The sequence below is a fragment of the Mycobacterium sp. WUMAC-067 genome, from assembly GCF_020217485.1.
GTDB lineage: Bacteria > Actinomycetota > Actinomycetes > Mycobacteriales > Mycobacteriaceae > Mycobacterium.
On the sequence record NZ_JAEKMI010000038.1, the window covers coordinates 1 to 25,101 of the forward strand.

Genomic DNA, 25,101 nt, shown 5'->3' on the forward strand with positions numbered 1-25,101 from the left:
CTGCGCCCGGCTGCGCCGCGCTTGCGATCGCCACGGGCCAAGTCGGTGGCGACCCGCTGCGCCCGGCTGCGCCGCGCTTGCGATCGCCACGGGCGGCCCGCGCCAGTTGGGCGTGGTCGTGCCAGTACGCTAGAGTCGTCCCGCGATCGGGTTAGTCCCCTGTAGCTCAATTGGCAGAGCATTCGGCTGTTAACCGAAGGGTTCCTGGTTCGAGTCCAGGCGGGGGAGCAGATTTCACCAAGCGACTCGGCCGTCACTGCCCGATCGCGATATCCGTCGGATTTCCCGCCCACGCCGCCGTCGGCGCCAAACCCAGATGCTCGCGCAACGTGTGGCCGCGGTATTCGGTGCGGAAGCTGCCTCGTTCCTGCAGCAGTGGCACCACCTTGTCAACGAACTCATCGAGGCCGTGCGGCGTCAGGTGCGGCACCAGGATGAAGCCGTCGCAGGCATCCGACTGCACGTAGCGGTCGATCTCCTCGGCCACCTGCTGCGGCGTCCCGACGAACTGCTGGCGGCTGGTCACCTCGATGATCAGCTCGCGGATCGACAGGTTCTCGGCTTCCGCTCGCGCCCGCCAGGTTTGGGCGACCGTCTTGGGATCGCCGTGCCGGACCCGACCTCGCGTGATGTTCGGGTTCTCGACGGGATCGACGTCGGGCAGCGGCCCGTCGGGATCGTAGGCCGACAGGTCCACGCCCCACACCTGCTCGAGGAACGCGATCGCCGTCGGCCCGCTGACCTGCTGCTCGCGGATGCGGCGCGCGTTGTCCTGCGCCTCACCGGGCGTGTCACCGAGCGCGAACGTCGCGCCGGGCAGGACCTTGAGCCGGTCGGGGTCGCGCCCGCGGGCGGCGGCGCGGCCCTTCACGTCGGCGTAGTAGCGCTGCCCCGCCTCGAGCGAACCGTGCAGCGTGAACAGGGCGTCGGCGTGCTTGGCGCCGAAGTCGCGGCCGTCGCTGGAGTCACCGGCCTGCAACAGCACGGGGTGGCCTTGCGGGCCGGCGGGCAGCGAGGCCGAGCCGCGGACGTCGAATTGCGGACCGAGGTGGTCGACGACGTGGATGCGGGCCGGGTCGGCGTAGGTTCCGGCGTCGACGTCGGCGATCACGGCGTCGGGCGCCCAGCTGTCCCAGAATTTGCGCGCGACGCTGATGAATTCCTCGGCCCGGTGGTAGCGGTCGGCGTGGGCGAGGAATCCGCCGCGGCGGAAGTTCTCCCCGGTGAACGCGTCGGAGGAGGTGACCATGTTCCACGCCGCGCGGCCGTCGGAAAGGTGGTCCAGCGACGCGAATTGCCTTGCCACCTCGTAGGGTTCGTTGAATGTGGTGTTGATCGTGCCGGCCAGACCGAGTCGCTCGGTCACCGCGGCGAGCGCGGCGAGCACGGTGAACGTGTCGGGCCGGCCGACGACGTCGAGGTCGTGGATCTTGCCGCGATGCTCGCGCAGCCGCAATCCCTCGGCCAGGAAGAAGAAGTCGAACAGCCCCCGCTCGGCGGTCTTGGCAAGGTGCACAAACGATTCGAACGCGATCTGGCTGCCCGCGCTCGGATCCGACCACACCGTGGTGTTGTTCACCCCGGGGAAGTGGGCGCCCAGGTGTATCTGCTTGCGCTGTCCCGCATCTCGAACGGTCATCCGGTCAGCCCCCATCGTTTGGCGATCAGTTCATGCGAGCGCAGCCGGTCGGCGTGCCGGTGGGTGACGGACGTGATGACCAGTTCGTCGGCGCCGGTGACCCGGCGCAGCAGCTCGAGCCGGTCGGCGACCTCATCGGGATTGCCGACGAATTGTGTTGCGGTGCGGTCGGCCACCAGCGCCTGCTGAGCCTCGGTCAGGGGTTCGCAGAAGTCGGGATCCGGGTAGGGGATCGCGCCCCGGCCGCTGCGAATCGAATACACCCAGTGGCCGTAGCTGGACGCGAGGTAGCGCGCGGTGGCGCTGTCCTCGGCGACCACGACGTCGGCCGACACCACGACGTACGGTCGCGCCAGTCGGGCGGACGGCCGGAAGGCGTTGCGGTACGCGGTGATTGCGTCGAGCGCGGTGCCGGGGGTGATGTGGTAGCTCGCGACGAACGGAAGTCCGCGGGCGCCGGCCACCTCGGCGCTCTGTCCCTTGGTGCTGCCGAAGATCCACGGTGTCAGCTGCGCGTGTTCGCCGGGAACGGCCCGCAGCGGATGGCCATCGACGGCGTAGGTGCCGTCCAGCATCGCTTCGATATCGGCGACCTGCTCGGCGAAATCCGCTGGCTGCGCGCACGGTTGGGCAAGCACAGACGCCTGCGCCCGCATCCGTTCGGATTTCATCAGCGGGGTTTGGTCGAACGGTGTGGGGATGAGCAGGCCGTCGACGTCCCGCCACGGCTGCGGCGCGCGGTCGGGTGGGGCGGCGAGCGCCGTGGCGGCCTCTTTGCGCCGTTGCCCGGACCGGCCCAGGCCCATGTCGATCCGTCCCGGATGCAACGCGTCCAGGATGCCGAAGCTTTCGACTACGGCGAGCGCCGTCGTGTTGCCGACCTGCACGGCGGCCGATCCGACGTGGATATGTTCGGTGGCCGCGGCGATCTGGCCGATCAGCGTCGCCGGTGACGAGCTGGCCACCGCGACGAAGTGGTGCTCGGCGAGCCAGTAGCGCTTGTAGCCCCATTGTTCGGCGTGCCGGGCCAGATCGATGGTGTTGCGCAGCGCCGTGGCGGCGTCGCTGCCGGCGCTGATGGGCGCCAGGTCCAGGATCGACAAGGGGGTGAGGCTCATGACGGCGCCGTCGCGTAGCGGTTGGGGGCGGGCGCCAGGCCGAGGCGCTCGCGCAGCGTCTCGCCCTCGCGGTAGCGGGTGCGGAACCGCCCGGCGCGCTGCAGCAGCGGCACCAGGCCGTCGACGATCGCGGGCAGATCGATCGCGTTGACCGCAGGTCGCAGCCGCACCCCGTCGGCCCCGGCGTGCTGCCAGGCGAGCAGCAGCTCCGCCAAATCGCTTGCGCTGCCACGGAAGACGTGCGCGTCGGAGGGTATGGCCGCGCCCGGCGTCAGCGGATCCTCACCCAGCGACACCACCAGATCGGCGTAGACCCGGATCGTGCGGCCCGCCGCACGTTGCGCCTGTCCGACCTCGGCCAGGATGGCACGCAGCGAGTCCTCGTCGCGTGGGGTGACAAAGACCAGGTCGGCGTTGGCGGCGGCGAACTCATAGACTCGCGGCGCGTGCGCCAGCGCCGCCACCACCGGCTGGCCCTGGGGCGGGCGAGGGGTGATGGACGGTCCCTTGACCGAGAAGTGCTCGCCGGTGAAGTCGATGTAGTGCAGCTTGTCGCGATCGATGTAGCGTCCGGTCGCCACGTCACGGATGACGGCGTCGTCCTCCCAGCTGTCCCAGAGGCGGCGCACCACCTCCACGGCGTCGGCGGCCTCGCGAAACAGCTCGTCGCCGTCGGGGGCGGGTCGCCGGCCGAACAGCGCCGCCTCGTGTGCCGTCGGGCTCACCCGCACCTGCCAGCCGGCGCGGCCGTGCGAGATATGGTCAAGCGTCGCAATCGCTTTCGAGACATGGAACGGCTCGGTGTGGGTGACGGTCGCGACGGGGATGATGCCGATGTGTTCGGTGACCGGCGCGATGCGCGCGGCCACCAGTGTGGCGTCGGCGCGGCCGGCCAGGCGCCGGGGCGAGATTTCGGGCCGGCGGCCCGGCTGCGCATCCAGGCTGTCGTCGATGGTCAGGAAGTCGAGCAGGCCACGTTCGGCGGTGGCCGCCAGCGAGGCCCAGTATCGCCCGCTGAGTTGTCCGCCGCCGGTTGCGTTGTGCGCGAAGGCGTATCGCCACGCGTGGGGGTGCCACCCGTAGCCGTCGAGTCCCACGGCCAGATGCAGTCCGGTCATGACCGGCCTGCGGAACCTGGCGTCGCGGCGCCGTCGTGCATCGTGTCCATAACCCACTGTGCAACGCCGTGGGCGACGATGCATTCCGAAGCGGGGTTATGTTCAGCGTGAGCAATACTTTGCCGAGCTCATCGCTAAAGAACGTGCCAATGCTGGTCTTTGGGGGCCGGTCCGCTCAGATGGAGAAGTCCTCGCCGTACCAAACTCCGGCTTCGGGGGGCCGGATGACGTGGTTGGTCTGCGCGCCGTCCGCCCGAGCCTCGAGTTTGGTCACCCGGGTCAGCAATGACTGCAGGCTGACACCGACGAGATCGGGCATCATCGAGTCGTCCGGACTGCCGGGACGGCTGCGGCTGATGACCTGTCCGGGCACTCCGATGACCACCGCGCTGGATGGAACCTCCTTGACCACCACGGCATTGGCGCCGATGCGGCTGTCGTCGCCGATTTTGATCGCGCCCAAGACCTTTGCGCCGGCGCCGATGATCACCCTGTCGCCGATGGTGGGATGGCGCTTGCCGGTGTCCCTGCCGCTGCCGCCGAGGGTGACACCGTGGTAGATCGTCACGTCCTCACCGACTTCCGCCGTCTCGCCGATCACCACGCCGGTGGCGTGATCGATGAACAGCCCGGGGCCCAGGACGGCGCCGGGGTGGATCTCGACGCCGGTCAGGATCCGGGTGATCTCGGCGAGGATGCGCGCGATCAGCCTCGCCCCGCGCAGCCACAGCCAGTGGTTGATGCGGTGAAACCAGATGGCGTGCACCCCGGGGTAGGCGAAGATCACCTGCAGCGTGGTCGGGGCGGCGGGGTCTCGCTCCCTGGCTGCCCGGATGTCGGTGCGGATGGCGTCGAGCATGATTAGTCGGCCAGGTCGGCGAACAGCGGCGTGCTCAGGTAGCGCTCGCCGAAGTCGGGCAGCACGACGACGACGAGCTTTCCGGCGTTCTCGGGGCGCCGAGCGACCTTCAGGGCGGCCGCCAACGCGGCCCCCGAGGAGATGCCGACCAGCAGTCCCTCTTCGGCGGCCAGCCGCCGGGCCAGGGCCATCGACTCTTCGTTGCCGACGGTGATGACCTCGTCCACCAGATCCATCGCCAGCACCGGCGGGACGAAGCCGGCGCCCAGGCCCTGGATGGGGTGCGGCCCTTTCTGTCCACCGGAGAGCACCGGGGACCCCTCCGGTTCGACGGCGATGAATTGTGCGGAGGGCTTACGTTCTTTGATGACCTGAGCCACCCCGGTGAGGGTGCCGCCGGTCCCGACCCCGGCGACGAAGATGTCCACCTTGCCGTCGGTGTCGCGCCACACTTCTTCTGCCGTTGTCTTGCGGTGGATTTCGGGGTTGGCCGGGTTCTCGAACTGCTGCGGCACGAAGTACCGTTGGTCGCTCTTGGCCAATTCCTCGGCCTTGGCGATGGCGCCGGGCATGCCCTCGGGTCCGGGTGTCAAGACGATCTCGGCGCCCAACGCGCGCAACAACATTCGCCGCTCGACGCTCATCGTCTCCGGCATGGTCAACACGCAGCGGTAGCCGCGTGCGGCGGCCACCAGCGCCAGCGCGATGCCGGTGTTCCCGCTTGTCGGCTCGAGAATGATCGTGTCCGGCTTGATCACGCCCGCCTTTTCGGCCGCGTCGATCATCGCGACCCCGATGCGGTCCTTGACGCTGTTTCCCGGGTTGAAGAATTCCAGCTTGGCGACGACGTCGGCGACCGCACCGTCGGTGACCCGGTTGAGCCGGACCAGCGGGGTGTTTCCGATCAGTTCCGTGACGTTCTCGGCGATGCTCATCTACCTTTTGTCTCCAACGATGTAGGACCAGGCCTCTCAGCCTGCCAGCTAATATCGAACTCTATGTTCATCTCGGTCGGGATCGCTAGCGCCGGGTAGGCGGGTCGAGCCTGATCAGGGCCGCCGCGGCTACCTCCCGCTAGGGCGTGAATCGGCTCGGACGATACGGTCATCGGTCGCAAATTTTCCTGAAAGGTCTCCGTGGTCCGCGTCTTGACGCCGCCGGACAAATACACCGAAACCGCCCTGACATGGGCGAGCGCGCGGATTTCTACAATGTCAGAGGCGTGCGGAAATCAACAACAGCGACACGAACAGTCCGCGACGCGCGACGGGACAAAGCGCAGCTGTACGGAGTGTTGCATAGTCTCCACTATAGGACAGTCGAGGCTCCCGCCCGCTTGGCTCAGCCGGGATCTGCGTCGTCTGGGCTGGTCATCGCCTCGATCTGGCTCGAGGCGATGGTTTCGGCATGATTTCCGCGCCGTGCCCTAGGCGCTCATACCCCACCCGAACAGGCGCGACGTCAGCAGCACGATGCCGAGGGAGACGGTGGCCACGACCGTCAGGCCGATGACCGCGACGACGAGCGGGCGCCAGCCGGTGCGTGCGATCTGACGGATGTCGGTGTTGAGCCCCACACCCGCAAACGTGAGCAGGAACGCCCATTTCGACACGTTGGCGAGGTTGGCGGTTTGGCCCTTGGTCAGCCAGCCGGCGGTGGCGATCGCCGACACCACCAGGAAACCGAGCACAAACTTCGGGAACTTGTTCCAGATGAACGCGGCCTTGGCCCGGGCGCCCGGCGCGATCTCGTCGGCCTGCCCGCGCGCGGCCCAATACAGCGCGAAGCCCAGCACGACGAAACCGATCAGCGCGTTGCGGGTCGACTTGACCAGCACGGCGATCTTGCCGGCGTGGTCGGAGTACAGGTAGCCGGTGGCGGTGGTTTCGGCGGTGTTGTCCACGGAAAGTCCTGCCCACAGCCCGAATTCGTGATCGGTGAGCCCGATCGCGTGGCCCAGGGGCGGCAACACGAACAGTGATACCGCGCCCAACGCCAGGATCGCCGCGATCGCGTAGCTGACATCGGAGTTGCGGGCCCGAATCGCGCCCTTGGCCGCCACGATCGCCGACACCCCGCAGATCGACGTGCCGATCGCCAACAACGAGCCGAGCTTGCCCGACAATCCGAACGCGCGGGCCACGACGATGATGATCGTTCCCGCGATGGTCATGTCCACCAGAATCTGCACCAGGCTGATCCCGCCGAGCTTGGCGATGTCGCCCAGCACGAAACGCGAGCCGAGCGCCACGATGCCGACCTTGAGCCAAAATTCGTAGGTCAGCACACCGGGGCGAAAGATCGGGTGCAGGCCAACGGTATTGGTGATGAGCAGCCCAATCACGATCGCCCACAACACGTATTCGATGTCGGGCACCGTCCAGTGCTGGTGTTTGGCCAGCGCGTTCCACCAGATCTGGGCGTGCTTGCCCAGCAACCCCACACCGATCAGCAGGAGGACGCCCGGGACATAGTCGAGCGGACGGGTACTGGTGAAGGTGGCCTCGGCAGGCGTTTCGCCGGGCTCCGCGCGCAGCGTGCTCACGCCGCTCACCACGGGACCTTCGGAAGCACGTCGGCCACCGCCAACGCGACGATCACGCCCGCCACGACGGTCGCCCACCAGTCCACCGATATCGCGCCGAGCCTCGCCGACCCGTTCGGGCCCCGCAGCGCGTCGTCATCTGGCACGCCTTCACCCACGATGGCCACTCCTCACGCGACTCCTCAGGCGACATTGGCGGCTTGTGCAGCCGCATCCTGCTGACGGGAATCGTGGCCCGTGGCGCCGCCGCGGCCAAGTGATTGGCTCGGCCAGAATCTAGCTCGCCCGGGGCGGTCGATCAGGTTGGCAGGCCGCGCTTCTCGGCGTCGGCACGGTAGCGGTCCACCCACTCGTCGGAGCGATGGTCGGCCTGGCGTTCCAGCACCGGCTCCGGCGCCAGCTGCGGGTCAAGGCCCAGCGCCTCGAGGATGGATCCCACCACCTGGGTCAGGTTGCGCCACAACACCGGATACGAAATCTCCATCGGGGTGACGTTTTCTTCGGCGAACCAATTCCGCCAGCCCTCTTCTTGCGCGCGCAGCATGGTGACGACGTGCGCGATCGCTCCGGCGTGGTAGGTGGCGCGCGCGTCACGCGCCGGGTCGGGCCTTCCGCGCCAGACCCGTGTCTGCACCGCTCGCCAAAACGACACCGCCTGCGAGATCACGTCGGGACGGTAGACGTGAATCAGCAGCGGCTCCTCGCCCACCACGTCGCGGATCGCCGCCAGCAGGCCGTCGCCGCTGCGGTCCGGCAGGTCCTTGGCGCGGTTCAGCAGCAGCGGCGTCTGGTTCCACATCAGCTTGCCGCCCCACACCCCGTTCGGCGTCCGTCCGACGGTGCGAATGTAGGCACGCCAGATCTCGGGCGGCGCGAGGTCGGGTGTCCCCGCGTCCAGCGGATCGAGCAGGCTCAGGATCGACTCGTCCTCGACCCCGGCGAACCACTCCCGCGGCTGCGGCGACTGGCTGGTGGCCGGTAGGTACTGAAAGAACTCCTGCGGCTCGCCGGCCACGCCGGTCGCGCGCAGCGATTCGACCAGCAGCGTGCTGCCACTGCGCTGCGACGCCAACACCAGATATGACGACGGCCTATTTGTCACCCGCAGAGTCTAACCGGAAACGCCGCATCCCATCTCCGGTAGCGCGATCACGGTCAGCCTGAGTGAAACCGTTGCGTTGAACCACACTTGCCCGAACCGTGGCGTTCGGCGGGGATAGTCGAACGGGACGGTGGCCGTGAGTGCGCAACGGTTTTCGGAGCAGACGCAACGCGTCGCGAGCGACGCGTGCCGGTTCGCCCCGACTTGCGCTGTGCCGCAGGCCGGTTCCGGCAACGATGGGAGATCGGGTGCGCGCCGTCGCCACCGACCGCGTGCGCCGCCGTGGGCCATTCGTCGATTGGGTTACCGGCCGCGGCCACATTTCTTCTTGTTGATCGCAAATCTAACGCCGGGCATTGTTTTGCCCGTACATTCGCTGATCTGCGCGCACGAGCAGGCATTGGCGGCGCAGTAAAAAGTGCTGTTTGCTTGAGCGCCAGCCAATTACGAACGCATAAACGTCTGTTACGAACATGGGGGTCGAGTTGAGTCACCAGGACCGCCGTTGGGGTGGGCGAACAGCGTGAACGCGACGACCGTGGCGAAGCCCATGACCGCGTTAGGGCAATTCTTTCTGCTCAGCGCCGAGGCGTTGGTTGCCGCCGTGCGCGGTCCGTGGGCGTGGCGTGAAGTGCTCGAGCAGATTTGGTTTGTCGCCCGGGTTTCCATTTTCCCGACCATCATGTTGTCGATTCCGTACACGGTGCTGATTGTTTTCGTGCTCAACATTCTGCTCGTGGAGATCGGCGCCGGAGACCTTTCGGGCGCCGGTGCCGGCCTGGCCTCGGTGACCCAGGTGGGCCCGGTGGTCACCGCGATGGTCGTCTCGGGCGCCGGGTCGACCGCCATGTGCGCGGATCTGGGTGCGCGCACCATCCGCGAGGAAATCGACGCGATGAAGGTGATCGGCGTCAATCCCGTTCAGGCGCTGGTGGTTCCGCGCATCATCGCGGCCACGTTCGTGGCGGTCCTGTTGTACTCGGTGGTCGCGGTCACCGGGCTGACCGGTAGCTACATCTTCGTGGTCTTCGTTCAGCACGTCACGCCGGGCGCGTTCATCGCCGGGATGACGCTGGTCACCGGGCTGCCGCAGGTCGTGATCTCACTGATCAAGGCGACTCTGTTCGGCCTGTCCGCGGGCCTGATCGCCTGCTACAAGGGACTATCGGTGGGCGGCGGACCCACCGGCGTCGGGAATGCGGTGAACGAGACCGTGGTGTTCTCCTTCATGGCGCTTTTCTTCATCAACATCCTGACGACCGCGCTCGGGGTGAAGGTGACGGCCAAATGACCGATGCCGCACGCGAACCGTCGTGGTTCGTCACCCTGGGACCCAGGATGGTGGGCTCGACCCGCAAGCTGGGCGAACAGACCGTGTTCTACGGCCAATCCCTGGCCTCCACTGCCGATGCGGTGCGCCGCTACCCCGGAGAGCTGTTGCGCCTGATCGCCGAGATGGGCATGGGCACAGGCGCATTGGCCGTGATCGGGGGCACGGTCGGCATCATCGGCTTCCTCACGCTGACCACCGGTGCCCTCGTTGCGGTGCAGGGCTACGACACGCTGTCCAACATCGGCGTCGAGGCGCTGACCGGCTTCCTGTCGGCGTTCTTGAACGTTCGGATGATCGCGCCCTGCACGGCCGGTCTGGCGTTGGCGGCCACCATCGGCGCCGGTGCCACCGCGCAATTGGGGGCGATGCGCATCAACGAGGAGATCGACGCCTTAGAGGTCATGGGCATCCGGGCGGTCACCTATCTGGCCTCCACCCGGATCATCGCCGGCATCCTGGTCGTCATCCCGCTCTACGCCGTCGCCGTCCTGATGTCGTTCATCGCGGCGAAACTGCTCACGATCTACGTCTACGGGCAGTCGCGAGGCGTCTACGAGCACTACTTCGCCACGTTCCTGCGCCCCAACGACCTGCTTTGGTCGTTCCTGTCGGCTCTGGCGATGGCGACGGGTGTGATGGTCGTGCACACCTACTACGGTTTCACCGCGACCGGCGGGCCGGCCGGCGTGGGGGAGGCCGTCGGCCGCTCGGTCCGGTCATCGATGATCGTCACCGCGTTTGTGTGCCTGATGATTTCACTGTCCGTTTACGGGCAATCCGGCAACTTCAACCTGTCCGGCTAGCCGCATGAGCAACCACACGCACCGCGGGCGATCGCAGCAGCGAAACCGGACCCGCACCAGCAGGATCGACCCAATATGGTGGGCGCCAACGCTGTTCATCCTCGTCGGCGGCCTAGTCGCGCTGACCGCGGCGTCGTTCTCCGGCAAGTTCGCGGCCTTCGTCCCGCTCACGCTGGTCTCTGACCGGGCTGGACTGGTGATGGAAGACGGCGCCAAGGTGAAGCTGCGCGGCGTCCAGGTCGGACAGGTCGCCTCGATCGGCACCGACGTGAAAACGGCCCGGCTGCAGCTGAAGATCCGCCCGGATGCCTTCAGATACCTGCCGGACAACCTCGAGGCCGAGATCAAATCGACCACGGCCTTCGGCTCCAAATACGTCGACCTGATCGTCCCTTCCCAGCCCAGCGTTACCGCCCTGAAGCCCGGCGCGGTGCTGCGCTCGCGCAATGTCACCGTCGAGGTCAACACCGTGTTCGAGAACCTGCAATCGGTGGTGCAGGCGCTCGACCCGGCCAAACTCAACGCGATCTTGTCGGCCTTCGCGCAATCGGTCCGCGGCAAGGGCGATCGGATCGGACACGCGGTCACCGACGCGAACAACGTGCTGCTCACCGTCAACTCGCGCATGGACACGATTCACCAGGACTGGAGGCTGTTCGGCAAGACCGCGGCCATCTACTCCGATGCGGCGCAGAACATCCTGTCGATCCTCGACTCGGCGGCGACCACCAGCGCGACCGTCACCGACGAGCAGCGCTCACTCGATTCCTTGCTGTTGTCGGCCGTCGGCTTCAGCCAGACCGGCATCAACGTCATCGGCCCCAACGAGTCGAACATCGTGCGGTCCATGAACCTGCTCGATCCCACCATCGCGCTGTTGCAGAAGTACTCGCCGACTTACACGTGCCTGTTCCAGGGCGCCCAGTGGTATGTGGACCACGGCGGCCGAGATGCATTGGGCGGCAACGGGTACTCGGTGATCCTGGACGCCGCGCTGCTTTTCGGCGACGACCCCTACCGATTTCCCAAACACCTGCCGAAGGTCAACGCCACCGGCGGCCCCGGCGGCAAGCCCAGCTGCGGATCGCTGCCCGACCCGAGCGCGAACTTCCCGGTGCGCGCGCTGGTCACCGACACCGGTTGGGGGGCGGCCCCGAACGAGATCCGCACCAACGTAGCCGCGGGCAATCCGTGGTGGGCCAACTGGTTCCCCACCACCAAGAACCCACCCGAGGCGCCGCGCTACTTCTGGCGCGGGGGGCAGCCGCCGCCATGAGAAGAAAGCTCTCCAGCATCGTCCTGCGCGTCGGGATCTTCACGACGGTCTGCTTGCTGTTCACCTTCGCGCTCGTCGCGGTGTTCGGCCAATTGCGCTTCGAGGATCGCACCGGCTATCAGGCCGTGTTCACGAATATCTCCGGCCTCAAGTCCGGCAATTTCGTGCGCATCGCCGGGGTGGAAGTCGGCAAGGTCGGCGAGCTGCGCCTGCATCACGACGGCACGGTCACCGTCGGCTTCGAGGTGGACAAGGGCGTGCGACTCACCGAGGGCACCAAGGCGGTCGTGCGGTACGAAAACCTCATCGGCGACCGCTATCTCGCGCTCGAAGAGAGCCCGGGGCCGCCGCGGCGACTCCCGCCGGGGGCGACGATTCCGCTGGCGCGGACCTCGCCGGCGCTTGACCTGGACGCGCTGATCGGCGGGTTCCGCCCGTTGTTCCGCGCACTGGATCCCGATCAGGTCAACGCCCTGTCCGGTCAACTCTTGCGAATCTTCCAGGGGCAGGGCGGAACCCTGGCTTCGGTGCTGTCGCAGACCTCGATACTGACCTCGACCCTGGCTGGGCGCAGCGAGCTGATCGGCGAGCTGATCACCAACCTGAACACCGTGCTGCACACCTTCGCCGCTCGCGACCACGAGTTCTCCGACGGCCTGGACAAGCTCGCCCAGCTGGTGGAGGGTCTGTCGCAGCGCAGAAACGACATCTCCACCGGCCTCGCCTACATCAACGCGGCCGCCGGCTCGATCACCGATCTGCTCGCTCAGTCCCGCCAGCCGATCAAAGACGTTGTGCACGAGACGGATCGCATGTCCGCACAGGTACTCTCCGACCGCGACTATGTCGACAATCTGCTCAAAGAGCTCCCCGACATCTACCAGGTGTTGGCCCGGCAGGGGCTCAACGGCGACTACTTCGGCTTCTACTTCTGCGAAGTGTTGCTCAAGTTGAATGGCAAGGGCGGCAACCCGATCTTCGTCAAGCTCTTGGGCCAGCCCAGTGGGCGGTGCACGCCGCGATGAAGGTGAAGATCCCCAAACTCACGTCGCCCGGCCCGCGCAACCCGTTCGTGTTGGGCGTGATGGGAACCGTCATCCTGGCCTGCGTGACCGTCGTCGCGTTCCAGTACAACAGGCTGCCCTTCATCAAGAACACGAACGACTACGCCGCGTACTTCGCCGAGGCCGGCGGCATCAAACCGGGCAACGCGGTGCGGGTTTCCGGCATGGGCGTGGGGCGGGTTTCCGACCTCCGGTTGGAAGGCACCAAGGTTCGGGTGGGCTTCACCGTGCGCGAGGGCGTCGAACTGGGCGACCGCACCGAGGCGGCGATCAAGACCGAAACCATTCTGGGCGCCAAGATGCTCGAGCTGACTCCGCGCGGAGACGGCCGGCTTTCGGGCACCATTCCGCTGGAACGCACCACCTCGCCCTACGACCTGCCGGACGCGCTGGGCGATCTGACGACCACCATCAGCGGGCTGGACACCGCCCAATTATCCACGGCCCTAATCACATTGGCGAACACGCTGAAGGCGACGCCTGCGGATCTCAAGCCGGCGCTGGAGGGAGTCGCCCGGTTCTCGGACACCCTCAACGGCCGCGACGCACAGCTGAGGAGCCTGCTGGGCAACGCCGACAGAGTCTCGGCGGTGTTGGGCAAGCGCAGCCAACAAATCGCCGGGCTCGTCGCGAACTCCAACGCGCTGCTGGCCGCGCTGCTCGACGAACGCGATTCGCTGGACGCGCTGATGAACAATCTCACCGCGGTGTCGGGCCAGATCTCCGGGCTGGTCAACGACAACCGAAGCCAACTCAAACCAGCACTCGACAAGCTCAACGGCGTCCTCGAAATCCTGGACAACCGCAAAGACGACATCCAGAAGACGCTGCCCAAATTCAAGCGGTACGCGATGTCCTTCGGCGAATGCCTGGGTTCCGGGCCATTTTTCAAGGCCTATGTCGCCAACCTGGTTCCCGGCCAGATCGGTGGACCGGTCCTCGATGCGGACATGTACGACCGGTTCCTGGATCCCAACCAGAAGCTGCCGTCGGAGGCGGTCGATCCGCCCACCGGAACCCCACCCGTACCGCCGGAGAACGCGCCGGTGCCGCTGTGGTCACAGCCGCCGTCGCCGCCACCGTCGACCCCACCCGTGCGGACCATCCCCCCGCCCTCGCCACACGATTTCGACGAGCCGTGAACATGAGCCGGGGCACCCTTCGCAAAGTCACCGCGATCAGCCTGATCCTGACGCTGGCCGCGGCGTCGGTTCTGGTCGCGAGCAGGCTGTGGGACGACGTCGAGAAGAACACCTACTCGGCGTATTTCGCGGAGGCCAACGGTCTGTTCGTCGGGGATGAGGTCCGAATCCTCGGCGTCGCCGTCGGGGTCATCGACAAGATCGAGCCCCAGCCCACCAGCTCCAGGGTGACGTTCTCGGTCGACAAGCAGTATTCGGTCCCGGCCGATGCGCGCGCCGCCATCTTGTCCCCATCGCTGGTGACGTCGCGGGCCATCCAACTCGTCCCGGCATACTCCGGTGGCCCGAAGTTGAGCGACGGCGCGTCGATCCCGCTCAGCCGCACCGCGGTTCCCGTCGAATGGGATGACTTCCGCCGGCAGCTGGAAAAGCTGACCGACGCGCTGCAACCCACGAGCCCCGGCGGGGTGAACTCCGTCGGCGAGCTCATCGACTCGGCGGCCGACAACGTGCGCGGCCAGGGCGACACCGCCCGCGACACCGTCATCAAACTGTCCCAGGCCATTTCGGCGCTCGGTGACCACGCCGACGACATCTTCAGCACGGTGCGCAACCTGCAGCTGTTGGTATCCGCGCTGCACTCCAGCAGCGATCTGCTCGCCTCGTTCAACCAGAACCTGGCCGGCGTGACCACCCTGCTGTCGAACACCCCGAACGAGGTCGGCGCCGCGTTGAAGTCGCTGGATGGCGCGCTGACGGACGTGCGTGATTTCCTCGCCGAGAACCGCGAAGCGATGGGCGTCACGGTCGACCGGTTGGGTTCGATCACGACCGCGCTCAACGACAGCCGCGGCGATATCAAACAGATCCTGCATATCGCCCCGACGGTGTTCCAGAACTTCCTGAACATCTACCAGCCGGCGCAAAGCGCGATGACCGGCATCCTGGCGCTGAACAACTTCGCCGACATCCCGCAATTCATCTGCAGCTCGATCGAAGCGGCGTCGCGGGCGCGGTTGGCCCGCGTCTCGAAACTGTGCCTGCAGTACCTCAACCCGATCATCAAAAACCGCATCTACAACTATATTCCGGCGGGGATCAATCCGTTCGTCGGGACGCAGGCCCGCCCCAGCGAGATCACCTACAGCGAGGACTGGCTGCGACCCGGCTACACGCCGCCCCCGCCACCCGACGCGTCCCCACCGACCGACGCGCCGCCCCCGCCGCCCGAGCAGCCACCGCCCCCGCCAGCGCCGAGCGCGACGACCAACTCGCTTCAGGTCCTGCAGGATCTGATGCTTCCGACGGGGCCGTCATGAGACGCGCGGCCGCGGCACTCGTCGGAATGCTCTGCGTCGCCGCGCTTTCGGCGTGCGGATGGCGCGGTTTGAATTCGTTCAGCCTGCCCGGAACGGCCGGGGGAGGGCCGGGCTCCTACACCATTCAGGCGCAGATGCCCGACGTGGTGACCATCCAGGAGAACACCCGGGTCCGGGTCGACGACGTCAACGTCGGCAACGTCACCAGGATCGAGCTGCAAGACTGGCACGCGCTGGTCACCATGCGCATCGACGGCGACGTCCACCTGCCGGCCAATTCGACGGCCAAGCTCGGGCAGACCAGCCTGCTCGGCTCGATGCACATCGAACTCGCGCCGCCCAAAGACGAACCGCCGGTCGGCCGGCTCACAGCCGGGTCGGTCATCCCGTTGTCACGCGCCAGCCTCTATCCCACCACCGAGCAGACGTTGGCCTCCGTGTCGATTCTGCTCAACGGCGGCGGAATTGGGCAGCTGCAGGAAATCAACCAAGCGGTCGTGAAGGCATTCGCCGGCCGCGAAAACGACATGCGCAGTCTGCTCGGCCAGCTGGACGAGTTCATCGCCCGCACCAACGGCCAGACCGACGACATCATCGCCGCCGCCGAGAACCTCAACGCTCTGGCGGGTCAGGTTGCCGGCAACGACCCGGTCGTCGACAAGGCCTTGACATCCGTGCCTAAGGCGCTGGAGGTGTTGGCCAAGGAACGGGCCAAGATCGCCGAGACCATCGACCAGGTCGGCAAATTCAGCGCGATCGCCGCCGATACCGTCCATCAGAGCAGGGAATCGCTGGTACACAACCTGCGCAACATCGCGCCGGTGCTGCGCTCGCTCGCCGACGCCGGGCCCTCGCTCACCCGGGGCCTGGACGGCTTGGCGACCTATCCCTGGCCGACGTCGACAGTGCGGAATTGGTTCCGGGGCGACTACGCCAACCTCACCCTGGTGGTCGATCTGACGCTGAGCCGCATCGACCAAGGGCTTTTCACCGGGTCGCGCTGGGAAGGCAACCTCACCCAACTCGAGCTGCAGTGGGGTCGCACCATCGGCATGCAGCCGAGCCCGGTCACCGGGGGCAACCCGCTGACCTACCCGTACCACTTCGGGGGGTACTGAATGCTTCGACTGACCAGACGCACGTGGATCCAGTTGTCGATCCTGACGCTGGTGACCGTCGTCTCTTGTGGCGCAATGGCATTCAACTTCATGAAGCTGCCCGCCACATTGTTCGGGATCGGCGAATACAAGGTCACCGTGGACCTTCCGCAATCGGGTGGGCTCTACCAGACCTCGGTCGTCACCTACCGCGGCACCGATGTGGGGCAGGTCAAGTCGGTCGACGTCACCGCCACCGGAGTGCGCGCCGTGCTCGCCATGAGGTCAGGGGTCACAGTGCCCGCCGACGTCCAGGCGTCGGTGCACAGCCGCTCGGCCATCGGCGAGCAGTACATCGAGCTGACCCCGCAGCCCGGCAACGGCGGAGAACACGCCCGACCGCTGCAGGCCGGTGACGTCATCCCCGCGGGCCATGTCGACGTCCCCGTCGACATCGGGCGCCTGCTCGACATGACCAACCGTGCACTGCAAGCGATTCCGCGCGACAACCTGCGCACCGTGATCGACGAGACGAACCGCGCGGTCGGCGGCCTTGGACCCGAATTGTCCCGCATCGTCGACGGATCGACCGCGCTGGCCATCGCGGGAGGCCGGACCGTCGACCCGCTCGCCGCCCTCATCGATCAGTCGCCGGCGGTACTCGACTCCCAAGTCGAGACGTCGGGCGCGATCACCGCGTGGGCCCGCCACACCGCGGCCATCATGGCGCAGTTCAAGGCGCAGGACGCCGCGGTGCGAGACCTGCTAACGAACGGCGCGTCGGGCATCGAGGAAGGCCGCGCCCTCCTGGATCGGGTGACACCCGCGCTGCCAGTGCTTTTCGCCAACCTGGTGAGCCTCGGCGACATCGCCGTCGTCTACCGCCACGACATCGAGCAACTCCTGGTGCTGCTCCCGCAGGGCATCGCGGCCATGGCCGCGATCATCGTGCCGAGCTCCAACACCAAGCAGGAGTACCGCGGCGCCCAGCTGGACTTCAACCTCAACCTCAACCTGCCGCCCCCGTGCACGACGGGGTATCTGCCGCCGCAGCAGCGGCGCTCACCGGCCAGCGTCGACGCCCCGGACCGGCCGGCGGCCGACCTGTTCTGCCGGGTGCCCCAGGACTCGGAGTTCAATGTCCGTGGGGTGCGCAACATTCCGTGTGAGAGCAAGCCATGGAAAAGGGCGCCCACGGTCGAGCTATGCGACAGCGACGAGGAGTACGTGCCGCTCAACGACGGCTACAACTGGAAGGGGGACCCGAACGCCACGACCAGCGGTCAGGGCGTGCCGCTGTATCCCCCGGGGCAGGATTCGCGGCTGCCGGCTCCGCGGGCCACCGCGCCACCGCCCGCGCCGATAGCCGTGGCCACCTACGACCCGGCCACCGGCGACTACATCGGACCCGACGGGCGCCGCTACACCGAGTCGGACCTGGCCCACCCGCGCGCCAAGAGCTGGCAATCACTGCTCGTCCCGCAACCCTGAGAGTTCGAAGGAGCACGATGACACACGACAACGACGCGGCGACCGAGGTCGCCGAACGCCCCGGCCCGACCGAGGCCGAGGAGCGCATCGCCGAACCGGGCCACGACCCCGGCGAAAGCCGCCCACGAGGCAGGTTCACCCGCTGGCGCGAACGCGTTCAGCAGCAGCGGTTTTCGGCCGTCGTAACCGCCTTGGTCGCCGGCGGTCTCATCGTCGCGACACTGGCCGGCCTGAGCGGTTGGCTCGGCTACCGCGCCTACCAGCAGCATGACGCCCAGGCCCGCCGCAACCTGTACGTTGCGACCGCCCGTCAGGGCGCGGTGAACCTCACCACGATCAACTACACCCAGGTCGACACCGACGTGCAGCGCATCCTCGATTCGGCCACCGGCGCATTCCGGGATGACTTCGAACAGCGGTCCAAACCGTTCATGGAGGTCGTGAAGGCGGCACAGTCGAAATCCGAAGGCACCGTGACCGATGCGGGCCTGGAATCCCAAAGCGATGACTCGGCCCAGGTGCTGGTGGCGGTTGCGGTGAAGTCGCGCACGGCCGGCGGCGAGGAGGCGCCGCGGGAATGGCGGATGCGCATCGAGGTCCGATCGGTCGGCCCGGACGCCTCTGACGCCAAGGTCTCCAACGTGGTGTTCGTGCCATGACCACGGTGAGCGAGGATGTGAAAGCCGCTGCGGCCGAGGCGGAACCGGGCATCGACGATGCCGAGACCACCCCGACGCCCACACGAGACAGGCGCCCGACCGCCTGGTCGCGGATCGTCGCCTACGGGATCCTGCCGGGGTTGGCGTTGGTGCTGGCACTGGGCGCGGGTTACCTCAGGTGGTGGGCGGGGTCGTCCGCCGACCTGGCCGCGGTGCGCGCCGAATCGGTGCAGGCCGCCCGCGACGACGCGGTCGCGTTGTTGTCCTATCGCGCCGACTCGGTGGACAAGGATCTCGCCGCGGCACGCGAGCGGCTGACCGGTGAGTTCAAGGATGCCTACGCGGAGCTCACCCGGCAGGTCGTCATTCCCGGCGCGAAGGAGAAGCGCATCTCGTCGGCGGCGAAAGCCAATGCCGCGGCGTCGGTTTCGGTGACCGCGAACCACGCCGTGGCGCTGGTGTTCGTCGACCAAACCGTCACCATCGGCGACGGTGCCCCCACCGACACCCAGCCCGTCGTTCGGATGACACTGGACAAGGTCAACGGCCGATGGCTGGTTTCGCGCTTCGACCCCGTGTGATCCGAGAAAGCACATGTCCGTGCCGATTCGCTGCCCAGGCAGCGCGCTGTCCGCCGCCGTCCTTCTCGCCGGGGCCTCAACGTTGTTGGCCCCGGCCGTGCACGCCGACAACAAGCGACTCAACAGCGCGGTAGTCTCCGCCGTCTACACGCTGCAGCATCAGGCGGGCTGCACGAACGACGTCGTCAGGAACAACGCGCTTACCCTGGCCGCCGAATGGCATGCCGAAGACATGATCAACAACCGAAACATCAACGACGACACCGGCTCCGACGGATCGACGCCGCAGGACCGCGCCAATGCCGCGGGCTTCCGCGGCAGGGCGGCCGAGACGGTGGCCACCAACCCGGCCATCGCGATCAGCAGCCTCGAACTGGTCAACCAGTGGTACTACAACCCCGACGACATGGCGATCATCCGCGACTGCGCCAACACCGCGATCGGGGTGTGGTCGGCCAACAGTGTGGACCGCACCGTGGTGGTGGCGGTGTACGGGCAGCCGGATCCGCCCACGCGGTAGGCGCCGCGAGCGTTCAGGTGACCCGCAGCGTCTCCGCGCCGTCCTGCCCTGCGGCGATCTCGCAGACGCACAAGCGCCTGCGCATCAGGTGTTGCGCATAGACCTTGTCGCGCTGATCACGCGAGAACGCGAAGTCCAGGTTGACGGGCAGCCCCGCCCAATCCACCCGCTCCTCCGCCACGCCGACGTGTCGCAGGCGGCACCGCAACGGGCAGCCGTTCTTGATGACCCGATCGGGTCCATCAGACTCCCGAGCCATATGGCGACCCCTTCAGGTGCGCGACCTTATGACTGCATCGTGCGACTCGGATGTTTCATCGGCGGATGCGCGATGTTTCCGCCGTATTACAAGTTCGACGTCAGCGGGGGAATCGGCGCTAGTAGACGTCGCGGTGGTAGCGCTTGTCGGCGCTCAGCGCCTGGACGTACGCCTGCGCCGCGTCCGGGTCGAGGTTGCCGAATTCGGCCGCGATGTCGCAGAGCGCGCGGTCGACGTCCTTGGCCATGGGGTCGGCGGTACCGCAGACGTACAGCTGAGCGCCGTCCTGCAACCAGCTCCACAGCTGCGCCCCGCGGTTGCGCATCAGGTGCTGCACGTAGATCTTGTGCTGCTGGTCCCGGGAGAACGCGAGGTCCAACTCGGTGAGAAAGCCGTCGTCGCGCATCTGCTCGAGTTCGTCGCGGTAGTAGTAGTCGGTGGCGGCGTGCTGCTCGCCGAAGAACAGCCAGTTGGGTCCGTTGTGGCCGAGCGCGCGCCGCTCCTGCAGAAAGCCGCGGAAGGGCGCGATGCCGGTGCCCGGACCGATCATGATCATGGGCGTGTCCGGGTCGCTCGGCGGGCGGAAATTGCTTGACGCCTGCAGATAGACAGCAACTCGATCGCCGGGGGAGCGGTCGGCGAGGTAGGTGGAACACACCCCGCGGCGTGGGACACCCTGGAAGTTGTAGCGCACCGGTGAGACGGTCAGGTGAACCTCGCCCGGGCACTCTTTGGGGCTCGACGAGATCGAATACAGCCGCGGCTGAAGGCGTTTGAGCACCCGCAGCCACTCGTGCGCGGACGCGATGACCGGCAGCTGCGCCAGCAGGTCGATGGACTGGCGCCCCCACGACCAATCCGCGAGCGCCCGCTTGTTTTCCGGCTTCAGCAGCTCCGCGAGTGTCGCATCGCCCGTGCGCTCCTGCACGAACCGCACCAGGTCCCGGCTGATGTGGGCGATCTCGATGCGCTCGGTGAGCGCGGAGCGCAACGACATCAGCCCGTGCTCGCCGACCTCGACCGGGGTCTGTCCGTCGAGCCCGGTGACGGACAGCCATTCGTCGACCAGCTGGTCGCTGTTGCGCGGCCACACCCCCAGCGCGTCACCGGCCTCGTAGGTCACGGTTTCTTCCGGCAGGCTGAAGACCAAGTGCCGCACGTCTTTTGCCGACTCCGGCTGGCTCAACATGGTGTTGCGGACCATGCCGGTGATCAGCGGATGCTTCTTGCTGTACGCGGTTGCTGCGGGCGGATTCGGGCGCGAGCGCGCCGCCATCGCGGAGGCGCGGGCCGGCGCCGCCGCCCTGCCGTCGCTGCCGACGGAGGTGGGTGTCCGGGTCAGCGCGTCGATGACGTCGCCCAGCCACTTGGCCGCGGAGTCGTCGTAGTCGGGTTCGCAGTCGACCCGGCCGGCGAGGCGGGTCGCGCCGAGCTCGGCGAGACGCGCGTCCAAATTGCGTCCGTGGCCACAGAAATCGTCGTAATTGGAGTCACCCAGCGCGAGCACGGCGTAGCGGGTATCGGTGAATCGCGGCGCGCTCTCGGACGTCAGCGCCCGCCACAGGCCGGCACCGTTGTCGGGCGCATCGCCGTCACCGGTCGTGCTCGTGATGAGCAACAGCTCCCGCGTCGTCGCCAGCTTGGCCGGCGGGAAGTCGTCCATGCTGTGCAAAGAGACCGGCAGCTTGGCGTCGCCCAGTTGTGCGGCGATGTCGGCGGCGAGCTCCTCCGCGGTCCCGGTCTGCGACGCCCACAGCACCACGATGGGGGCACGCTCGGGCGCGGGTTGAGGATCGGCCGGCGCGACGGGCGGTTGCTCGGCGGCCGCCATCGGAGGGGACGCCACGGGCAATGCCACCGGCTGGGGCCCGTCGATACGCGAGAACAAGCCCGCCAGTAGGCCATCCACCCACAGCCGCGTGCCGGAATCGAACGGCGCGCTCGGCGGCAGCGTGGGTACCCCCGCGGTGCGGCGGCCGGCGTCCGAGCGCAGGCCGGTCAGCATCCCGGCAAGGTAGGCGCGGCCGAGCTCGTTGAATTCCGGCTTGGGCAGCGTTGCCACACCGAGCAGTTCGCCGAGGGCGTCGACTTGGGTCATGCTGATCTCTCGTACCTGCGCGGCCGCGGGTTGCGGGGTGTCGGTGATCGCCGTTGTCGCGGCGCCCGAATCGGGTTGGGAGACGCTGACCTTCGTCAAGGTGACGGCGCACGCCTTGAACTCGGGTTGGTTGGAGATCGGGTCGACGGCATCGTTGGTGACGGCGTTGATCGACAGGTATTCGCCGAAGGCGTCGTTCCAGTGGAACGGCGCGAAGCAGTTGCCGGGGCGTACCCGGTCGCTGACGAGTGCGGGCAGCACGGCGCGGCCGCGGCGAGAAGCGATTTCGATCGGATCCCCGTCGGCAATATCAAGCCGGGCGGCGTCGCCGGGGTGGATCTCGACGAACGGCCCCGGGTTGAGCTTGTTGAGCTTGGCCACCTTGCCCGTCTTGGTCATGGTGTGCCATTGGTGCGGCAGGCGCCCGGTGTTCAGCAGGAACGGGTAGTCGTCGTCCGGCATTTCCTCGGGCGGCAGGTGCGGGCGGGCGAAGAACGCGGCACGGCCGGTGGGTGTCGGGAAGGCCAGCCGCGGCACACTGCCGTCGTCGCGGATCAACTGCGTTTGGCTGACACCGTCGTTCAGATAGCGGATCGGGTTGCGGTCGCCGTCGCTCTGCGGTGCGCACGGCCACTGCACCGGACTCTGACGCAGCCGCTCGTAGCTCACCCCGCGCAGGTCGTAACCGGTCTTCGGGTTGGAAAACCGCTTGATTTCCTCGAAGACTTCCTCGGCGGAGTCGTAACTGAACGCCTCCGAAAAGCCCATCTCGCAGGCGATCCGGGCGATGATCCGCCAGTCCGGCATCGCGGGGGCCGGAGCGGGAACCGCCGGCTGGAACAGCGTCATGTTGCGCTCGGAATTGACCATCACCCCCTCGGACTCCGTCCACAGGGCCGCCGGCAGCAGCACGTCGGCGTATTCGTTGGTCTCGGTCTCGAGGAACGCGTCCTGGGCCATCACCAATTCGGCGCGCTCCAGCCCGGCCAGCACCGTCTTGCGATTGGCCACGGAGGCAACGGGATTGGTGCAGATGATCCAGCAGGCCTTGATCTGTCCGCCGGCCATCCGGGAGAACATGTCGACGGTGCCGGTGCCGACCTCGGTGCGCAGCGTTCCGCGGGGGATGCCCCACAGGTCTTCGACGAACTCGCGGTCGTCGGCCGAGGCCACCGACCGCTGCCCCGGCAGACCCGGTCCCATGTAACCCATCTCGCGGCCGCCCATCGCGTTGGGCTGGCCGGTGAGGGAGAAGGGCCCGCTGCCGGGCCTGCAGATGGCCCCGGTGGCCAGATGCAGGTTGCAGATGGCGTTGGTGTTCCAGGTGCCGTGGGTGCTCTGGTTGAGACCCATCGTCCAGCAGCTCACGAAATTGTCGGCCTCGCCGATCATCTGGGCCGCTGCGCGGATGTCGCCCTCGGGGATGCCGGTTATTTCGCTGACCTTGTCGGGGGTGTACTGCTCCAGGAAGCTGGGCATCACCTCCCAGCCCTCGGTGAACTCGGCGATGAATTCTGGGTCGGTGTGGCCGTTCTCGACGATCAGGTGCAGCAGGCCGTTGAGCAGCGCCAGATCCGTCCCCGGGGCGACCTGCAGGAAAAGGTCCGCCTTGTCGGCGGTGGCGGTGCGGCGCGGGTCGACGACGATCAGTTTTGCGCCGGCCTTGACGCGGTCCATCATGCGCAGGAACAGGATCGGGTGGCAGTCGGCCATGTTGGCGCCGATGACGAAGAAGACGTCGGCGTGTTCGAAGTCCTGATACGAACCGGGTGGCCCGTCGGCGCCCAGCGAGAGCTTGTAGCCGGAACCCGCGCTGGCCATACACAGTCGCGAGTTCGACTCGATCTGGTTGGTGCCGATGAAGCCCTTGGTCAGCTTGTTCGCCAGGTACTGCGCCTCGATGGACATCTGACCGGACACGTACATCGCGAACGCGTCGGGGCCGTGTTCGTCGATGATCGCCCGTAACCGCCTCGCGCACTGGGTGATCGCATCGTGCATCTCGACGGGCTCCAGCGGTTCGCCGCGATCGGCGCGCGCGTACGCCGAGTCCATGCGGCCCGGCGCGCCGAGCATGTCCGCGGTGGTGGCACCCTTGGTGCACAGCCGCCCGAAGTTCGCCGGATGTTCTTTGTTGCCAACCGACTTCGTGACGTGACCGCGACCCGTTTCCGGATTCGTTGTGATCTGCAACACCATGCCGCAGCCGACGCCGCAGTACGCGCACATGGTGTTCACGGCGTTCTGCTGCGCCATGGACTCCGTGGTCACGCTTGCGTCCCTTTCGTCGAATGCGTACGGGTTAGCTCCGTATCGCGTGAGTTCATTGTGGAGCAGGCGTGTTTCGGCACCGCTCCCCGAAATTTCCCCCCGTTTACTTTTTTCTCTCAACGGCCGACACGCCGGTGTGAAATCGCCGGGGGAATTCGCGGCGGGGGATCGCGTTATCGCAGGTCACCATTGACCGTTCGCCCCGCCCGAGGTTACGTCGCGCGCCCCGCGCGACGCTTGTCAGAACGGGCTTTCCGACCAAACCAACGGAACATTCACAGTCTTCGCTAAGCTCACCGCGTGCGTCCGCTCATTGTGATCCTGCTGGTTTTGCTGGCCTCCGGTTGCGGCGCGAAGCCGGCGGCGCCACCGCAGGCCAAACCCGACACCTGCAAGGCTTCCGACGGGCCGACCGCCGACACCGTGCGGCAGGCGATCACCGCGGTCCCCATCGCGATCCCCGGCACGATCTGGGTTGAAATCGGGCGCGGCCATACCCGCAACTGCCGGTTGTCGTGGGTGCAGATCATCCCGACGATCGCCAGCGAGTCGACTCCCCAGCAGCTGCTCTTCTTCGACCACAACCGGTCGCTCGGGACCGCCACGCCGAACCCAAAGCCGTACATCACCGTGCTGCCGCCCTCGGATGACACCGTGACCGTTCAGTACCAGTGGCAGAAGGGAAATGATCAGCTGTGCTGTCCCAGCGGGATCGGGACGGTGAAGTTCCGGATCGGCCCGGACGGCAAGCTGCAAACCGTCGGCACGGTCCCGAACCAATAGCCCGTCACGCCAACGAATTCGACG

22 protein-coding genes and 1 tRNA gene are annotated in these 25,101 nt (G+C 67.1%); 13 read left to right on the forward strand and 10 right to left on the reverse strand.

Annotated elements, in window-relative coordinates; translation table 11 throughout:
• The first annotated feature begins 155 nt into the window (after positions 1-155).
• A tRNA-Asn gene (locus JF781_RS21480) sits at positions 156-228 on the forward strand.
• Positions 229-253: 25 nt separating this feature from the next.
• Here JF781_RS21480 and JF781_RS21485 read toward each other — a convergent pair.
• From JF781_RS21485 to JF781_RS21520, 8 genes are all read right to left on the reverse strand, one after another.
• Positions 254-1,639 (reverse strand): NtaA/DmoA family FMN-dependent monooxygenase, encoded by a 1,386-nt coding sequence (locus tag JF781_RS21485; RefSeq protein ID WP_225329748.1) that lies wholly within the window; start codon positions 1,637-1,639, stop codon positions 254-256.
• On the reverse strand, positions 1,636-2,757 hold the full coding sequence (locus JF781_RS21490) for an LLM class flavin-dependent oxidoreductase (protein ID WP_225329749.1): 1,122 nt from the start codon (positions 2,755-2,757) through the stop codon (positions 1,636-1,638). Before JF781_RS21490 ends, JF781_RS21485 begins: the two co-directional genes overlap by 4 nt.
• Positions 2,754-3,875, reverse strand: a complete 1,122-nt coding sequence (locus JF781_RS21495) for an LLM class flavin-dependent oxidoreductase (RefSeq protein ID WP_225329750.1) — start codon at positions 3,873-3,875, stop codon at positions 2,754-2,756. Before JF781_RS21495 ends, JF781_RS21490 begins: the two co-directional genes overlap by 4 nt.
• Positions 3,876-4,050: 175 nt before the next feature.
• Positions 4,051-4,734, reverse strand: coding sequence for a serine O-acetyltransferase (gene cysE / locus JF781_RS21500; RefSeq protein ID WP_225329751.1), 684 nt, complete (start codon positions 4,732-4,734; stop codon positions 4,051-4,053).
• A gap of 2 nt (positions 4,735-4,736) precedes the next feature.
• The gene (gene cysK, locus JF781_RS21505; protein WP_225329752.1) at positions 4,737-5,669 is read right to left on the reverse strand and encodes a cysteine synthase A; all 933 of its coding nucleotides are present in this window, start codon (positions 5,667-5,669) and stop codon (positions 4,737-4,739) included.
• Positions 5,670-6,160: 491 nt separating this feature from the next.
• Positions 6,161-7,291 (reverse strand): YeiH family protein, encoded by a 1,131-nt coding sequence (locus JF781_RS21510; RefSeq protein WP_225329753.1) that lies wholly within the window; start codon positions 7,289-7,291, stop codon positions 6,161-6,163.
• The gene (locus JF781_RS21515) at positions 7,285-7,437 is read right to left on the reverse strand and encodes a hypothetical protein (RefSeq protein ID WP_225329771.1); all 153 of its coding nucleotides are present in this window, start codon (positions 7,435-7,437) and stop codon (positions 7,285-7,287) included. Before JF781_RS21515 ends, JF781_RS21510 begins: the two co-directional genes overlap by 7 nt.
• Before the next feature lie 140 nt (positions 7,438-7,577).
• Entirely contained in the window at positions 7,578-8,381 is an 804-nt protein-coding gene (locus JF781_RS21520) for a Stf0 sulfotransferase family protein (protein ID WP_225329754.1), read from the reverse strand.
• 523 nt (positions 8,382-8,904) lie between these two features.
• On the opposite strand from JF781_RS21520, the gene JF781_RS21525 reads away from it, so the two are divergent.
• The 11 genes from JF781_RS21525 to JF781_RS21575 are packed head-to-tail and all read left to right on the forward strand — an operon-like array spanning position 8,905 to position 19,666.
• Positions 8,905-9,672: an ABC transporter permease gene (locus tag JF781_RS21525; protein WP_225329755.1), complete on the forward strand. Its 768-nt coding sequence runs from the start codon at positions 8,905-8,907 to the stop codon at positions 9,670-9,672.
• Positions 9,669-10,517, forward strand: a complete 849-nt coding sequence (locus JF781_RS21530) for an ABC transporter permease (RefSeq protein WP_225329756.1) — start codon at positions 9,669-9,671, stop codon at positions 10,515-10,517. The genes JF781_RS21525 and JF781_RS21530 overlap by 4 nt, the downstream gene beginning before the upstream one ends.
• A 4-nt stretch (positions 10,518-10,521) precedes the next feature.
• On the forward strand, positions 10,522-11,793 hold the full coding sequence (locus JF781_RS21535) for an MCE family protein (RefSeq protein ID WP_225329757.1): 1,272 nt from the start codon (positions 10,522-10,524) through the stop codon (positions 11,791-11,793).
• Complete coding sequence (locus JF781_RS21540) at positions 11,790-12,818, forward strand: MCE family protein (protein WP_225329758.1); 1,029 nt, start codon at positions 11,790-11,792, stop codon at positions 12,816-12,818. The genes JF781_RS21535 and JF781_RS21540 overlap by 4 nt, the downstream gene beginning before the upstream one ends.
• Positions 12,815-13,999 carry an MCE family protein gene (locus JF781_RS21545; RefSeq protein WP_225329759.1) on the forward strand — a complete coding sequence of 395 codons (1,185 nt, stop codon included), beginning with the start codon at positions 12,815-12,817 and terminating at the stop codon, positions 13,997-13,999. Before JF781_RS21540 ends, JF781_RS21545 begins: the two co-directional genes overlap by 4 nt.
• A 2-nt stretch (positions 14,000-14,001) precedes the next feature.
• The gene (locus JF781_RS21550) at positions 14,002-15,318 is read left to right on the forward strand and encodes an MCE family protein (RefSeq protein WP_255642172.1); all 1,317 of its coding nucleotides are present in this window, start codon (positions 14,002-14,004) and stop codon (positions 15,316-15,318) included.
• Positions 15,315-16,436, forward strand: a complete 1,122-nt coding sequence (locus JF781_RS21555; protein WP_225329761.1) for an MCE family protein — start codon at positions 15,315-15,317, stop codon at positions 16,434-16,436. Before JF781_RS21550 ends, JF781_RS21555 begins: the two co-directional genes overlap by 4 nt.
• The gene (locus JF781_RS21560) at positions 16,437-17,906 is read left to right on the forward strand and encodes an MCE family protein (protein ID WP_225329762.1); all 1,470 of its coding nucleotides are present in this window, start codon (positions 16,437-16,439) and stop codon (positions 17,904-17,906) included.
• Positions 17,907-17,923: 17 nt separating this feature from the next.
• On the forward strand, positions 17,924-18,565 hold the full coding sequence (locus tag JF781_RS21565; protein WP_225329763.1) for an Mce protein: 642 nt from the start codon (positions 17,924-17,926) through the stop codon (positions 18,563-18,565).
• Entirely contained in the window at positions 18,562-19,146 is a 585-nt protein-coding gene (locus JF781_RS21570) for a hypothetical protein (RefSeq protein WP_225329764.1), read from the forward strand. The genes JF781_RS21565 and JF781_RS21570 overlap by 4 nt, the downstream gene beginning before the upstream one ends.
• A gap of 13 nt (positions 19,147-19,159) precedes the next feature.
• A complete protein-coding gene (locus JF781_RS21575; protein WP_225329765.1) occupies positions 19,160-19,666 on the forward strand; it encodes a CAP domain-containing protein in 507 nt (168 codons plus the stop codon).
• A gap of 13 nt (positions 19,667-19,679) precedes the next feature.
• On the opposite strand, the gene JF781_RS21580 is transcribed toward JF781_RS21575, so the two are convergent.
• Complete coding sequence (locus JF781_RS21580; protein WP_308011593.1) at positions 19,680-19,892, reverse strand: hypothetical protein; 213 nt, start codon at positions 19,890-19,892, stop codon at positions 19,680-19,682.
• 151 nt (positions 19,893-20,043) lie between these two features.
• Positions 20,044-24,279, reverse strand: coding sequence for a bifunctional nitrate reductase/sulfite reductase flavoprotein subunit alpha (locus JF781_RS21585; RefSeq protein ID WP_225329768.1), 4,236 nt, complete (start codon positions 24,277-24,279; stop codon positions 20,044-20,046).
• A gap of 330 nt (positions 24,280-24,609) precedes the next feature.
• Here JF781_RS21585 and JF781_RS21590 point away from each other — a divergent pair, with 330 nt between their 5' ends.
• A complete protein-coding gene (locus tag JF781_RS21590) occupies positions 24,610-25,077 on the forward strand; it encodes an LppP/LprE family lipoprotein (protein WP_225329769.1) in 468 nt (155 codons plus the stop codon).
• Positions 25,078-25,101 lie beyond the last annotated feature (24 nt).

What these genes read in the sequence shown, in the direction of transcription:
- JF781_RS21560 (WP_225329762.1), top strand. Translation starts at nt 16,437, where the DNA reads ATGCTTCGACTGACCAGACGCACGTGGATCCAGTTGTCGATCCTGACG.
- JF781_RS21485 (WP_225329748.1), bottom strand. Translation starts at nt 1,639, where the DNA reads ATGACCGTTCGAGATGCGGGACAGCGCAAGCAGATACACCTGGGCGCC.
- cysK (WP_225329752.1), bottom strand. Translation starts at nt 5,669, where the DNA reads ATGAGCATCGCCGAGAACGTCACGGAACTGATCGGAAACACCCCGCTG.
- JF781_RS21535 (WP_225329757.1), top strand. Translation starts at nt 10,522, where the DNA reads ATGAGCAACCACACGCACCGCGGGCGATCGCAGCAGCGAAACCGGACC.
- JF781_RS21545 (WP_225329759.1), top strand. Translation starts at nt 12,815, where the DNA reads ATGAAGGTGAAGATCCCCAAACTCACGTCGCCCGGCCCGCGCAACCCG.
- JF781_RS21490 (WP_225329749.1), bottom strand. Translation starts at nt 2,757, where the DNA reads ATGAGCCTCACCCCCTTGTCGATCCTGGACCTGGCGCCCATCAGCGCC.
- JF781_RS21495 (WP_225329750.1), bottom strand. Translation starts at nt 3,875, where the DNA reads ATGACCGGACTGCATCTGGCCGTGGGACTCGACGGCTACGGGTGGCAC.
- JF781_RS21575 (WP_225329765.1), top strand. Translation starts at nt 19,160, where the DNA reads ATGTCCGTGCCGATTCGCTGCCCAGGCAGCGCGCTGTCCGCCGCCGTC.
- JF781_RS21555 (WP_225329761.1), top strand. Translation starts at nt 15,315, where the DNA reads ATGAGACGCGCGGCCGCGGCACTCGTCGGAATGCTCTGCGTCGCCGCG.
- JF781_RS21565 (WP_225329763.1), top strand. Translation starts at nt 17,924, where the DNA reads ATGACACACGACAACGACGCGGCGACCGAGGTCGCCGAACGCCCCGGC.
- JF781_RS21550 (WP_255642172.1), top strand. Translation starts at nt 14,002, where the DNA reads ATGAGCCGGGGCACCCTTCGCAAAGTCACCGCGATCAGCCTGATCCTG.
- JF781_RS21530 (WP_225329756.1), top strand. Translation starts at nt 9,669, where the DNA reads ATGACCGATGCCGCACGCGAACCGTCGTGGTTCGTCACCCTGGGACCC.
- JF781_RS21585 (WP_225329768.1), bottom strand. Translation starts at nt 24,279, where the DNA reads ATGGCGCAGCAGAACGCCGTGAACACCATGTGCGCGTACTGCGGCGTC.
- cysE (WP_225329751.1), bottom strand. Translation starts at nt 4,734, where the DNA reads ATGCTCGACGCCATCCGCACCGACATCCGGGCAGCCAGGGAGCGAGAC.
- JF781_RS21570 (WP_225329764.1), top strand. Translation starts at nt 18,562, where the DNA reads ATGACCACGGTGAGCGAGGATGTGAAAGCCGCTGCGGCCGAGGCGGAA.
- JF781_RS21540 (WP_225329758.1), top strand. Translation starts at nt 11,790, where the DNA reads ATGAGAAGAAAGCTCTCCAGCATCGTCCTGCGCGTCGGGATCTTCACG.